The organism is Lysobacter sp. BMK333-48F3 (assembly GCF_019733395.1).
In the GTDB taxonomy this organism is placed as follows: domain Bacteria; phylum Pseudomonadota; class Gammaproteobacteria; order Xanthomonadales; family Xanthomonadaceae; genus Lysobacter.
Genome location: NZ_JAIHOO010000001.1, coordinates 5187242 through 5200257, shown reverse-complemented (window position 1 = coordinate 5200257; position 13016 = coordinate 5187242). Strand labels below are relative to the sequence as shown.

At 69.5% G+C, this 13016-nt stretch carries 9 protein-coding genes; 4 read left to right on the top strand and 5 right to left on the bottom strand.

All coding sequences use genetic code 11. The annotated features are described in order from the left end of the window. Window positions 1-41: 41 nt before the first annotated feature. Complete coding sequence (locus K4L06_RS22375; protein WP_221673456.1) at window positions 42-299, top strand: DUF4926 domain-containing protein; 258 nt, start codon at window positions 42-44, stop codon at window positions 297-299. A 46-nt stretch (window positions 300-345) separates the two neighbouring features. Beyond that, entirely contained in the window at window positions 346-675 is a 330-nt protein-coding gene (locus K4L06_RS22370) for a hypothetical protein (RefSeq protein ID WP_221673455.1), read from the top strand. Window positions 676-733: 58 nt separating this feature from the next. Here K4L06_RS22370 and nagA read toward each other — a convergent pair whose 3' ends face one another. From nagA to K4L06_RS22345, 5 genes are read right to left on the bottom strand one after another with little or no spacing between them, the layout of a single operon-like run. Continuing rightward, window positions 734-1864, bottom strand: a complete 1131-nt coding sequence (nagA, locus tag K4L06_RS22365) for an N-acetylglucosamine-6-phosphate deacetylase (protein ID WP_221673454.1) — start codon at window positions 1862-1864, stop codon at window positions 734-736. Beyond that, window positions 1861-2643 carry a DeoR family transcriptional regulator gene (locus tag K4L06_RS22360; RefSeq protein WP_221673453.1) on the bottom strand — a complete coding sequence of 261 codons (783 nt, stop codon included), beginning with the start codon at window positions 2641-2643 and terminating at the stop codon, window positions 1861-1863. The genes nagA and K4L06_RS22360 overlap by 4 nt, the downstream gene beginning before the upstream one ends. Window positions 2644-2673: 30 nt before the next feature. Then, window positions 2674-4032 carry a D-tagatose-bisphosphate aldolase, class II, non-catalytic subunit gene (locus K4L06_RS22355; RefSeq protein ID WP_221673452.1) on the bottom strand — a complete coding sequence of 453 codons (1359 nt, stop codon included), beginning with the start codon at window positions 4030-4032 and terminating at the stop codon, window positions 2674-2676. 45 nt (window positions 4033-4077) lie between these two features. Next, window positions 4078-5019 (bottom strand): ROK family protein, encoded by a 942-nt coding sequence (locus tag K4L06_RS22350; RefSeq protein WP_221673451.1) that lies wholly within the window; start codon window positions 5017-5019, stop codon window positions 4078-4080. Continuing rightward, window positions 5012-6166, bottom strand: coding sequence for an SIS domain-containing protein (locus K4L06_RS22345; protein WP_221673450.1), 1155 nt, complete (start codon window positions 6164-6166; stop codon window positions 5012-5014). The genes K4L06_RS22350 and K4L06_RS22345 overlap by 8 nt, the downstream gene beginning before the upstream one ends. Window positions 6167-6487: 321 nt before the next feature. Between K4L06_RS22345 and K4L06_RS22340 the strand changes: the two genes are divergently transcribed. Continuing rightward, window positions 6488-9841 carry a TIM-barrel domain-containing protein gene (locus K4L06_RS22340; protein WP_221673449.1) on the top strand — a complete coding sequence of 1118 codons (3354 nt, stop codon included), beginning with the start codon at window positions 6488-6490 and terminating at the stop codon, window positions 9839-9841. A 206-nt stretch (window positions 9842-10047) separates the two neighbouring features. Then, on the top strand, window positions 10048-12987 hold the full coding sequence (locus tag K4L06_RS22335; RefSeq protein ID WP_343225831.1) for a TonB-dependent receptor: 2940 nt from the start codon (window positions 10048-10050) through the stop codon (window positions 12985-12987). Window positions 12988-13016 lie beyond the last annotated feature (29 nt).

Genomic DNA, 13016 nt, shown 5'->3' with positions numbered 1-13016 from the left:
CACGGGCGCGTTCGCGATTCAGTTCCGATCGGAGTCGATCCATGCAAGCACAGATCCGCGACTACGACGTCGTTCGCCTGATCGCCGACGTTCCTCCGGAACGGGTGGACGGCAGCGTCGGTCGAAGACTTCCGCGGGTTGGGGACGTTGGCACCGTGGTTATGGTGCATGGCAGCCGGCCGGAATCGGAGCCAGCGTTCTGCGTGGAAGCCGTGGACCTGGACGGCCGTACCGCTTGGCTGGCAGAGGTATTTGCGTCAGAGTTGGAGCCCGTCCCCTCTGCTCGGGGTGAGGCTTGAGCGCCGCTCGAGCCGGTATGCGCTACCGCCGCCCCGGGAACAGGCCGTGACCGACGAAGAAATTTCCAGGCTGATCAGCGAAAACCTCGAGTACGGCCTTCCAGACTTTTTGCTGCACCGTGATTTCGCCTTGGCGCTGGTCGAATCGGGCGATCCGATGTTCCTGCTGAAAGTGCCGGAGCCCTATCGGACCGCGGTCGTGGAGCTGGGCAAGGAGGTGACGGATCAGTGGTTCGAGATCAGCAACAACGGAGTGATCGACCGCTCCGCCCATGCTGGAGCGCTGCATTCGCTGGTCATGAAGTTTCTGAGCGATGTTCCCCTTGGACAATTCAGGGACTGGAACGGCCCCAAACGGGTTCGGAATGGGGACTAGCGATTCGTCTCCGGCGGCCGCTGCGCGCGACCTGGCCCGACTCGCACACTGACACGGCTTAGGCGTTTCCGCCCAAGTCCACCGCGCGTCCGCCGACATGCACCTGGACCACGCGCAGCTGCGCGTCCAGCACCACCAGGTCGGCGCAGGCGTCCGGTTCGAGCCGGCCGCGGTCGCTCAGGCCGAGGTAGTCGGCCGGGAAGGTCGAGACGCGTTGCGCGGCGTCGGCCAGGTCCAGGCCGACCTCGACCAAGTTGCGCAGGGCCTGGTCCATGGTCAGCGCGCTGCCGGCCAGCGAGCCGCTGGCCAGGCGCACGCAGCCCAGGCATTTGTGCACGCGCTGCGAGCCCAGGGCGTATTCGCCGTCGGGCATGCCGGTCGCGGCGGTGGCGTCGGTGACCGCATACAGGCGCGGGATCGCGCGCAAGGCCATGCGGATCGCGCCGGGGTGCACATGCTGCAGGTCGGGAATCAGCTCGGCGTACTCGGCGTGGGCGAGGGCGGCCGCGGCGATGCCGGGCCGGTAGTGATCGACCCCGGTCATGCCGTTGAACAGATGGGTGAAACCGGCCGCGCCGGCGCGCAGCGCCGCCAGGCCTTCCTCGTAGGTGCCGGCGCTGTGGCCGATCTGGACCCGGATGCCGATCGCGTTCAAATGCGGGATCAACTCGGTGTGGCGGCCGATCTCCGGCGCCAGGGTCAGCACCCGGATCGGCGCCAGCGCGTGCAGGCGCTGCACCGATTCCAGGGTGGCTTCCACGGTCAGCGGCGGCTGCGCGCCGAGCCGCTGCGGGCTGATGAACGGCCCTTCCAGATGCACCCCGAGCATGCGCGCCGCATCCGCGGCGGGTTCGGCGATGGCCGCGGCCAGGCCGCGCAGGGCGTGGGCGATGTCGGCCTCGGCGGCGGTCATGGTGGTGCCGAGCAGGGCGGTGGTGCCGTGGCGCGCGTGGGCGCGGGTCACGGTGCGCGCGGCGTCGCCGCCCTGCATCAGGTCGACCCCGGCGGCGCCGTGCACGTGCAGGTCGATGAAGCCGGGCAGGACGATGGCTTCGCCGTCGCCGTCGCCGTCGCCGTCGTCGCCGGCGACGTCCTCGATGGTGCGGATCCTGTCGTCGAAGCCGATGCGGCCGCGGCGCCAGCCGGCGGGGGTCAGGATGCGGCCTTGCAGGCTGCGCAGTTCGGTCACGGCGTAGGCTCGGCGATGATCAGCTCGATGCCCAGCCGCTGCAGGCCCTCGCGGTAGCGGTCGTCGATGCCGGGGTCGGTGATGATGGCGTGGATCTGGTCGAGGCGGGCGATGCGGTGCAGGCTGACCCGACCGAACTTGGACGCGTCGGTCAGCACCACGATCCGGCGCGCGCGCTCGACCATGCGGTGGTTGAGGCGGGCTTCGGCCTCGTCGTGGGTGGTCAGGCCGAACTGCAGGTCCAGGCCGTCCACGCCGAGGAACAGGGTGTCGAAGCTGTAGGCGTTGAGGCTGGCCTCGGCCTGGCTGCCCTGCAGCGACAGCGACTGCTTGCGCAGCAGTCCGCCGCTGAGCAGCACGTCGACGCCGGGGGCATTGGCCAGCTCCCAGGCGATGTTGAGGCCGTTGGTCATCACCGTGACCTCGCGGTGGCCGCGCAGGTGGCGGGCCAGGGTCATGGTGGTGGAGCCCGAGTCGATGATGATGTTGTCGCCGGCCTGTACCAGCTGCGCGGCGCGCGCGCCGATGGATTCCTTCAGCGGCAGGTTCAGCGCGTCCTTCTCGTGGATGTCCTGCTCCTGCGGCGGCGTGCGCACCAGGCTGGCGCCGCCGTGGGTGCGGGTGGCCAGGCCCTGGGATTCGATATGGCTCAGGTCGGCGCGCACGGTCACGGCCGATACGCCGAAGCGTTCGACCAGTTCGGCGACCTGCACCGAGCCCTGCTCGATCAGGCATTGCAGGATCTGCTGCCGGCGGGAGCGGGTATTGCGCGTGGCCATCGGTGGGTCCGCAGGAGAGCGAAGAGAAGATTAGCCGTTTGCCGCGGCGCTGGCGCCGTGCCCGGCGTCGGACTCGGCCGCGGATTTCGGCTCCGCGGGCCGCGCGCCGGCCATGTTCGCCGAGCAGGCGCGGGCGTACTCGTCCAGGCACAGGCCGATGCGGTGCCGGACCCAGGCTTCGGGCGTGTCGGCCAGGTTGCCGGCGCGCAGCGCGCGGTACTGCTCGGGCAGGTACTGGCTGAGCAGGTAGGCCGGCGGCGCATGCGCGCGCAGGTTGTCGAACAGGCGCCGCACCGCCGCGACCAGGGCCGGTTCGCCCCAGTAGTAGCGGCAGCGGTCGCTGAGCGCGTACAGGCGCAGCAAGTGCAGCTCGCGCTCGTCGCCGCGGTAGTGCTGCTGCCAATGGCGCGGCTGTTCGAGCATGCAGCGTTCCAGCACCTGGGGCAGGCCGGAGCGCTGCTCCTGCGGCAACAGTTCGGCCTCGATCGCGGCCAGCGCGAACAGCGCCTCGCGGTAGGCGAAGGTCGCGGCCGGGCCGACCTTGAGGATGGCGAAGTGGTCGCGCACCAGTTCGTGCAGGCCTTGCTCGCGCTGGTAGTCGGTGGAGTGGGCCTCGAACACGATCCGCGGCTGGCGCTCGAGGAAGTCGGCCAGCTCGCGCGCCGCGATCGGGTCGTAGTCGTGCACGCTGCTGTGGTCGAAGTCGACCCCGGGCTGCACCACCATCGCGATCACCCGCTCCCAGGCCGCGGCCAGGTCGGGCGCGGCGAAGGCCTCGCGGTGGATCGCCAAGGTCTGCTCGGCCGCTTGCGGAGTGGTCACCTGCAGGCCGCCGGCCAGCGAGGCTTCGCCGCCGGGCACCGGCACTTCGGTGCCGATCACGTACACCGGCGGCGCCAGGCCGTGCGCGGCGGCGGTGCGTTCGGCGATGCGCGCCAGTTCGGCCGAACGCTCGGCGACGACCGCATCGGGCAGCGGCGTGGGATCGTCGGCGCAGGACATGCTGCAGTCCAGGTGGATCTTGTGGAAGCCGGCGGCGACATAGGCTTCGATCAACACCCGCGCGTTGGCCATGGCTTCGGCGGCCGGGCGCTTCTGCCAGGCGTTGGGGCCCAGGTGGTCGCCGCCCAGCACCAGGCGGTCGCTGGGGAAGCCCTCTTCGCGCGCCAGCGCCAGCACGTAGTCGCGGTACTGCGGCGGGGTCATGCCGGTGTAGCCGCCGAACTGGTCGACCTGGTTGGAGGTCGCCTCGATCAGCAGCAGGGTGTCGTGACGCAGGGCCACGTCCATCGCCGCGCGCAGCACCAGTTCGTTGCTGCAGCACACGCTGTACAGGCCGAGGTTGCGGCCCTGGCGGTGGGAGGCGATCAGCGATTGCACGGGCGACATGTGGAAACTCCAGCGCGGCGGAAAACGGATGGGGAGGGCGCGAACTCAGGACAGGGCGGGACGCCAGGCCAGCAGGGCGGCGCCGCGGGCGCCGCCGGCGTCGCCGAAACGCGGCGGCACGATCGGCGGCACCTGCACGCCGTTGAACAGGTGCGCGGCGACCGCGGCCGGCAAGGCGTCGTACAAGGGCGCGTGTTGCGACAGGCCGCCGCCGAGCACGATCACGTGCGGATCCAGGATCAGCACCAGCGCGGCCAGGCTGTGGCCGAGCAGGTCCAGGTGGACGGTCATGGCCTGGCGCGCGCGCGCGTCGCCGGCGTCGGCCAGGGCGATCACCGCGCCGGCGTCGGCGGCCGTGCCGCCGAGGTGGCCGTGCAGGGCGACCAAGCCGCTGCCGGAGACATAGCGCTCGACACAGCCGCGCAGGCCGCAGGCGCATTCCAGTACCGGCAGGCCGTGGCGCTGCAGCAGATGCGCCGGCACGCTCCAATGGCCCCATTCGCCGGCCAGGCCGTTGTAGCCGGCGACCAGGCGGCCTTGCAGGCAGTAGCCGCCGCCGGCGCCGGTGCCGAGGATCGCGCCGAACATGCTCGGATAGCCTTCGGCCGCGCCGCCGTGCGCCTCGGACAGGGCGAAGCACTGCAGGTCGTTGCCGAAATGCAGCGGACGGCGCAGGCGCGCCTGCAGATCGGCGGCGACGCCTTGGCCGGTCAGCGCAGGCACGTTGGCGCTGAGCTGGCGGCCGCTGCGGCGGTCGCGCACGCCCGGCAGGGCGATGCCGATCGCGCTGCCGCTGTGGCCGAGTTCGGCGTCGGCGTCGGCGACCAGCGCTTCCAGCGCGGCGAGGAAGCCGGCGTAGTCGCCCTGCGGCGTGGCGATGCGCCGGCGATGGCGCACCTCCAGCGCGGCATCGCAGGCGACCAGTTCGATCTTGGTCCCGCCGATGTCGATGCCGTAACAGATTCCGGAATGCGACGCTTCAGCCATGGTGGATGGTAACGCCCTGAACCACCCGGTTGACGGTGCCGTCCGGGAAGGGATTGTCCGGAGTCAGGCCGAGCGCGGCCGAGCGCTGCAGCGCGTACAACTGGGCGAAGATCAGCCACACCGGCGCGAGCCAGGTATCGTCCAGCGGCGGCGCGCGCAGGCTGTAATCGTCGCCGCCGCCGATGTCGGAGTGCGGGCCGATCGCCAGCACCTGGCCGGCGACGCCGTCGCGGCGCAGTTCGTCCAGCAAGTCCTGCTCGTAGCGGCGCGCCAGCGCATCGGCGCTGCGCATCACCACCACCAGGGTGTCGCGGTCGAGGGTGGATTTGGGGCCGTGGCGGAAGCCCAGCGGGGTATTGGCCAGGGCGAGCACCTGCCCGGCGGTGAGTTCGAGCACCTTGAGCGCGGCTTCGCGCGCCAGCGCCTCCAGCGGGCCGCTGGCGAGGTAGATCACCCGGTCGAACGGACGTTGCGCCAACGCGGCCGCCGCCGCATCCCATTGCGCCAGGCCTTCTTGCGCCAGTCCGGCCAACCGCTGCAGGCGCTCGCTGCGTTGCGGCCAGGGCGCGGCGTCGAACACGCTCAGCGCGGCCAGCAGCATGCAGCTCAGGCTGCTGGTCATGGCGAAGGCGCGGTCGCAACTGGCCGCCGGCATCAGCAAGGTGCAGGTGTCTTCGCGGCCGACGCCGCGACGGGCCAGCTCGCCCTCGGGATTGCAGGTGATGTCGAGAAAACGCGCGTGTTCCACTTCGGCGCGCAGCAGCTCGACCGCGGCCACGCTTTCCGGGCTGGAGCCGCTGCGGGCGAAGGACACCAGCAGGGTCGGGCGGTCGCGCTGCAGGTACAGCGCCGGATGGGTCAGCAGGCTGGTGGTGTGCACGGCGCGCACGTCGGCCGGCCATTGCGAGTTGATGCGGTCGGCGACCAGGTCGGCGATGAAGCCCGAGCTGCCGGCGCCGGTGAACAGCACGCGCTGGTTCGGATCCTTGAGGCAGTCGCCGAGGAAGGCCTGCACGCGTTCGCGCGCCTGCGCCAGCTCCTCGGCCAGTCGGTTCCACAGGGCCGGTTGCTGGGCGATCTCGGCGGCGGTGTCGGCTCCGCCCAGGCGCTGCCAGGCGGACGAGTCGGGAAGCGGGGTGAGGTCCATGGAGGGTTCCTGTTGAGCGAGGGCAAGATCAGTGTTTTCTTTCGGAAAGTCAATTATCGAAAGTAAAACAAAAGAAATTGATCGGGCGCGCTTTGCAATGGATCCCATCGATACGAAGCGAAAGATTGAACTGGAATGCCTTTCGTATAAGGCTTAATGGGCATTTCGAGCGATTTTAGAAAGTATTGCGCCGCACAATCTTTCGTTTTCTTATAAAAATTCTTCCTTTTTCCTTTCAGTTTATTGACAGGTTTCGAAACCCTGCCCTAGAGTCGGTCGCAACACATTTCGAACGCCCGTCGAACGGGCCCTGGGGGCAAGGTGGAGTTCCGCGTGCGTCGTCCGCGACTGTCGATCGCGATCCTGGCTGCGCTGGGGGCGTCGGCGTTGCCGGTCGCGGCCGAGCCGGTCGGCAACCTGCGCGGCGTCAGCGCCGTCGCCGCCGCCACGCCGAGTTGGGAGCTCAGTACCGACACCGGCAGCGTGCTGCGCATCGAGGTGCTGGCCGAGGACATCGTGCGGGTGCAGGCCGGGCGCCGCGGCAAGCTGGCGCCGGCCGGCGACAAGGCCGCGCCGATCGTCTTGCCGCAACCGGCGGTCAAGGTCGCCGCCGCTCTGGAAGAGGACGCCAACGAACTGCGGGTGCGCACCGGCGCGCTGGTCCTGCACGTGCAGCGGCAGCCGTTGAAGCTGCGCCTGGAGCGGATCGAGGGCGAGCGGCGGGTGCCGCTGTGGCAGGAACTGCAGCCGCTGGACCTGGATCCGGCGCAGAGCGTGCAGGTGTTGTCCTCGCAGGCCGACGAGGCCTTCTACGGCGGCGGCCAGCAGAACGGCCGCTACCAGTTCAAGGGCCGCGAACTGGACGTGTCCTATTCCGGCGGCTGGGAGGAGGGCGATCGCCCGAGCCCGGCGCCGATGCTGCTGAGCTCGCGCGGCTGGGGCATGTTGCGCAACACCTGGAGCGACGGCAGTTACGACCTGCGCCAGCCCGACCAGGCCACCTTGCTGCATCGCGAAGACCGCTTCGACGCGTACTACTTCGTCGGCGAACTGCCGCGCCTGCTCGAGCGCTACACCCGTTTGACCGGTCGCCCCGGCCTGCTGCCGCGCTGGGCGCTGTCCTACGGCGACGCCGATTGCTACAACGACGGCGACAACGGCAAGAAGCCCGGCACCGTGCCGGAGGGCTGGCACGACGGCCCCACCGGCACCACCGCGGACGTGGTCGAAAGCGTGGCCCGCCAGTACCGCGAGCACGACATGCCCGGCGGCTGGATCCTGCCCAACGACGGCTACGGCTGCGGCTACAAACAATTGCCCGAGACGGTGAAGGGACTGGCCAAGTACGGCTTCCGCACCGGCCTGTGGACCGAGAACGGCGTCGACAAGATCGCCTGGGAAGTCGGCACCGCCGGCAGCCGGGTGCAGAAGCTCGACGTGGCCTGGACCGGCAAGGGCTACCAGTTCGCGATGGACGCCAACCGCTCGGCGTTCGACGGCATCCTGCACAACTCCGACTCGCGCCCGTTCCTGTGGACGGTGATGGGCTGGGCCGGAATCCAGCGTTATGCGGTGGCCTGGACCGGCGACCAGAGCGCGAGCTGGGACTACATCCGCTGGCACGTGCCGACCCTGATCGGCTCGGGCCTGTCGGGCATGGCCTACGCCACCGGCGACGTCGATGCGATCTTCGGCGGCAGCGCCGAAACCTATACCCGCGACCTGCAGTGGAAAGCCTTCACCCCGGTGCTGATGGGCATGTCGGGCTGGTCGTCGAACGCGCGCAAGCATCCGTGGTGGTTCGACGAGCCTTACCGCAGCATCAACCGCGACTATCTGAAACTGAAGATGCGGCTGACCCCGTACATGTACGGTCTGGCGCACGAGGCCGCGCAGACCGGCGCGCCGCCGGTGCGCGGGCTGATGTGGGACTACCCGCAAGACCCGCACGCCCGCGACGAAGCCTACAAGTATCAGTTCCTGCTCGGCCGCGACCTGCTGGTGGCGCCGGTGTACCGCAGCCAGGCCGCCAGCCGCGGCTGGCGTCGCGGCATCCACCTGCCGGCCGGGCGCTGGATCGACTACTGGGACGGCCGCAGCGTGCAAGCCGGCGCCGCCGGGCGCGAACTCGACCGCCCGGTCGACCTGGCCACGCTGCCGCTGTTCGTGCGCGCCGGGGCGATCGTGCCGATGCATCCGGCGATGCTGTACGACGGCGAAAAGCCGCTCGACGAGATCACGCTCGATCTGTACCCGCAGGGCGAGTCGCAGTACAGCCTGTACGAAGACGACGGCAACACCCGCCGCTTCGAACAGGGCGAGTCGAGCGCCCAGCAGTTGCGGATGAGCGCGCCGGCGCAGGGCAGCGGCCCGGTGGCGGTGGCGATCGATGCGGTCCAGGGCCAGTACCAGGGCCAGTTGGCGCAACGCCGCTACGCCTTGCGCGTGCTCAGCCGGCAGGCGCCGCGCGCGGTGTCGCTGGACGGCCGCGCGCTGCCGAAGCTGGCCGATGCCGCAGCGCTGCAGTCGGCGGCGGAAGGCTGGTACTTCGATCCGAACGAGCGCAAGGGCAGCGTGCACGTGCGCAGCGCCGCGGTCGATATCCGCAGGCCGCTGCGGTTCGCGCTCGACATTCCCGTCGCCGCGGCGGCCGCCGACGACGCTTATCCGGACGCGCCCAAGCTGGGCCGCGCGCTGCCGGCCGACAGCCTGCTGGTGGTCAACCGCCCGGCCGAAGAACCCGGCCATGCGCTGGAGAACGCCTTCGACGAAGATCCCAAGACCTGGTTCCGCAGCGTGCGCAACCAGGCGGTGCGCACCGGCGCGCACGAATGGACCATCGGTTTCGGCGAACGCAAGCTGATCGACGGCATCGAGCTGGCGCCGCGCAACGACCAGCACTGGAAGCACGGCCAGGTGCGCGACTACGAGGTCTACCTGGGCGACAGCAACGGCGAGTGGGGCGAGCCGATCGCGCGCGGCCGCCTGCAGCTCAAGCAGGAACTGCAGCGGATCGATTTCCCGGCCCGCGCCGGCCGCCTGCTGCGCTTCCGCGTGCTCAGCGTGCAGAACCCCGACGGCGACGGCGCGTCCGGCGCCGACCCGATGGTCACCGCCGCCCAGGGCGGCGCGGCGCGCGCGGTCGATGCCTTGCAACCGCGCGACGTCGGCCCGATCGCCCTGTCGAGCTTCCACATCCTCGAACATCAAGAACCGGAGCGGCCGGCACAGCAACGCTATCTCTCCGAGCTGCCGTTGCCGGCCGCGCTGGCCGAAACCGTGCGCAGCGATCGCGCTTTGCGCGGCGGCGACGCGCTGCGCATGAACGGCCTGCTGTTCCGCCGCGGCCTCGGCGTCGGCCCGTCCAGCCGCCTCGACCTACGCCTGCAAGGGCAGTGGCGCCTGCTGCGCGCCGACCTCGGCATAGACGACGCCTGCCGCAGCGCCGGCGGCCTGCAATTCCAGGTCTGGGGCGACGGACGCCTGCTTTACGACAGCGGTCTGGTGAAAGCGCCCGGCGTGGTCAAGCCGGAGCTGGACGTCCGCGGCCTGTCTTCCCTCAGCCTGCGCACGCTCGGCGCGCAGGGCAGCCAACCCGCCCAGGTCTGCGCCAACTGGGCCAACGCCGTACTGATCGGCCAGGAGGGCGATACCGCCAGCATCCTCGCGCCATGACCCACCACCACTGACGCCGAACACGTAACACCGCTCCTCCCCCCGCCCATACCGACTGCGGCCGTCCGGCCGCGGCCCGGGATCGCTGTTGCCCTTCGTCCGCCATCCGCGCCGCAGATCCTGCCAGGAGAGTTCCGATGTTGCCCGCTAGCCGCCGCCCGCGCCGTCAACGCGCCGACCGCCCGTCCCGCTTTTCCGCCACCCCGTTGTCGCTGGCCTTGGCCGCCGCGTTGCTGGGCCATGCTTCGTTCGCCGCCGCACAGGACGGCGCCGCTGCCGCCGCCGACGGCAAGGACAAGACCACCGAACTGTCGCGGGTCGAAGTGACCGGTTCCAACATCCGCCGCCTGGACGTGGAGACCGCCTCGCCGGTGCAGGTGATCAGTAAGCAGGACATCGAGAACATGGGCGCGCGCACCCTGTTGCAGGTGCTCGACAACCTGCCGGCCGCGCGTCCGGCGCAGGTGGATTCCAAGTCGCTGTTCACCGGCTCCGACGGGGCCTCGCAGGCCAACCTGCGCGGCCTCGGCGCGCAGGGCACGCTGGTGCTGCTCAACGGCCGGCGCCTGTCGTACTACGGCGCTCCGGCCGGCTTCCAGACCCAGTTCGTCAACATCGACGCGATTCCCGCCGCGGCGATCGAGCGCATGGAGGTGCTGACCGACGGCGCATCGGCGGTGTACGGCACCGACGCGGTCGCCGGCGTGATCAACGTGATCACCAAGCGCGAGTACCGGGGCGCGGAGATCAACGTCACCACCGACTTCGCGCCGCGCTTCGATTCCTACGGCGAGCACCAGCTCAGCCTGACCGGCGGCTTCGGCGACCTGGACGAGGACCGCTACAACGTCTACGGGTCGGTCAATCTGTACCGGCGCGATCCGATTCCGCTGTCGGAGTGGTACGACAAAAAGCCAGAACAGTTCTACGTCAACAACCCGAACTACCTCAACAATCTGCGCCTGGGTACCGGCAGCGCGCCGGGCGTGTTCAACCCGGGCAGCTACTTCGCGATCAACCCGGTCACCGGCCGGCGCACGCAGGAGGCGGCGCCCGGCTGCCAGAACGTCGTCGTCGAAGCGGCCGGCCCGCGCTGCATCTGGCAGACCTGGCTGAACAACGAGATCGACGGCGGCGCCGAATCCGAACGCGCCACCGCCTACGTCAGCGCGCGTTTCCTGATCGGCGACACCACCGAAGCCTTCGCCGAAGCCACCTATACCGACATCGACCTGCGCGCCAACGGCGGCACCCCGCGTGCGTTCGGTACCACCACCGGCAATCCGACCAGCTGGTTCTCGCGCAACACCGGCAACAGCGTCAACCAGTTCTTCTATCCCTATCTCGGCCCCAACAACGTCTACAACAAGGCCAGCCCCGCGCTGCGTGCGATCAATGGCGGCGTGGTCGGCTTGCAGTACCTGCTGCAGGACGTGGGCGGCGACCACTTCGGCCAGCGCAACACCGACAAGAGCTACCGCGGCATGTTCGGCCTGCGCGGCGCGCTGGGCGACTGGAACTGGGAAAGCGCCTTCACCACCGCCGGCTCGCATTCGGTCACCTACCAGACCGCCAACGTCAACCTGGAAGGCTTCGAGCGCGCCTTCGGCCCCTTCACCATCGAGCCGGGCACGGGCCGGGTGATCATCTCCGACAATCCGGCCTATAAGTTCGGCGAGATCAGCGAGGCCAACGCCAGGCTGCTGCGCGAGGCCTATCCGACCTTCGACATCGAATCCTGGACGCGCCTGCACACCCTGGACGGCAAGATCGAAGGCCCGCTGTTCTCGCTCCCCGCAGGCGAAGTGCGCGCGGCGTTCGGCTTCAACCTCAGCCGCGAGACCTTCTACACCCCGGGCAACGAGGACGCGGCCAACGGCCTGATCACCCAACAGGGCGGCTCCTGGTTCGACGGCAAGCGCACCACCTACGCGCTGTTCGCCGAGTCGGTGGCGCCGATCACCGACAAGCTGGAGCTGGAAGTCGCCGCGCGCCTGGACAAGTACCCGAACTTCAACGCCAACCTCGCGCCCAAGATCGGCCTCAAGTACCAGGTGCTGCCGGAACTGCTGCTGCGTAGCACCTATTCCGAAGGCTTCCGCGCGCCCAGCCTGGCCGAGTCCGGCGAAGGCGGCGTGTTCGCCCAGATCGGCGGCTACCGCGACGAGGTCCGCTGCAACGAGACCAACGCCATCGCCAACCTGCTGCTGCAGTCCGCGCGTCCCGGCGATGTCGACCTGGGCCGTACGCTGCGCAATTCCGACTGCAGCCGCAACGTGGCGCGCCTGACCCAGCCGAACCAGGACCTGGAGCCGGAGAAGGCCAAGATCGCCACCCTGGGCTTCGTGTACGAGCCCGCCAGCTGGCTGTCGGTCTCGGCCGATTACTGGTTCATCTATCGCCGCAACGAGATCGTCGCGCCGGACTACAGCAAGCCCGAGGACATCCAGGCGCTGACCCGCTTCCCGATCACCGATGCCGACCGTTCCAACCTGGCCGCGCTGGCGGCGATGTGCGCCGACCCGGCCAGCAGGGTGACCTGCCCGAGCGCGCTGCCGGGCTACAGCATCGGTAACGTTTCCAGCGTGATCGGCCAGTACAAGAACCGCGGCCGCACCCTGGTCGACGGCTTCGATATCGACGCGCGCGGCCGTTTTGGCCTGGGCGACTGGGGCCGCTTGAACGTCGGCGTGGCCGCGACCATCGCCCGCCGCAACATGTACTACGCCGGCGACGAATCGGGTTGGCTGTACGGCAATACCGTCGGTTACTACAACAACCCGCGCCTGCGCGCGACCTTCAACGTCGATTGGAGCTACGGCGACTGGAACACCAGTTTCTATGTCAACTACGTCGGCAAGACCAAGTGGTCCTACGACCGCATCGACGCGCAGGACAACAACGCCGAAACCTGCACCGGCAGCTACGTGTCGCTGCAGTCGAGCAAGTGCGACGGCGCGCCGGCCTGGTGGACGGCCAACCTGGGCGTGACCTGGCGGCCGACCGAGAAGCTGACCGTGGGCGCGACGGTGAAGAACCTGTTCGACCGCCATCCGTTCTACGATCCGAACGATTGGATGAGCTTCCCCGGTTACACCAACAACTTCGGCCGCATCTACAGTCTGAGCGTCGGCTACAAGTTCTGAGCGATGCGAACGCGCCGGCCGTGGCCGGC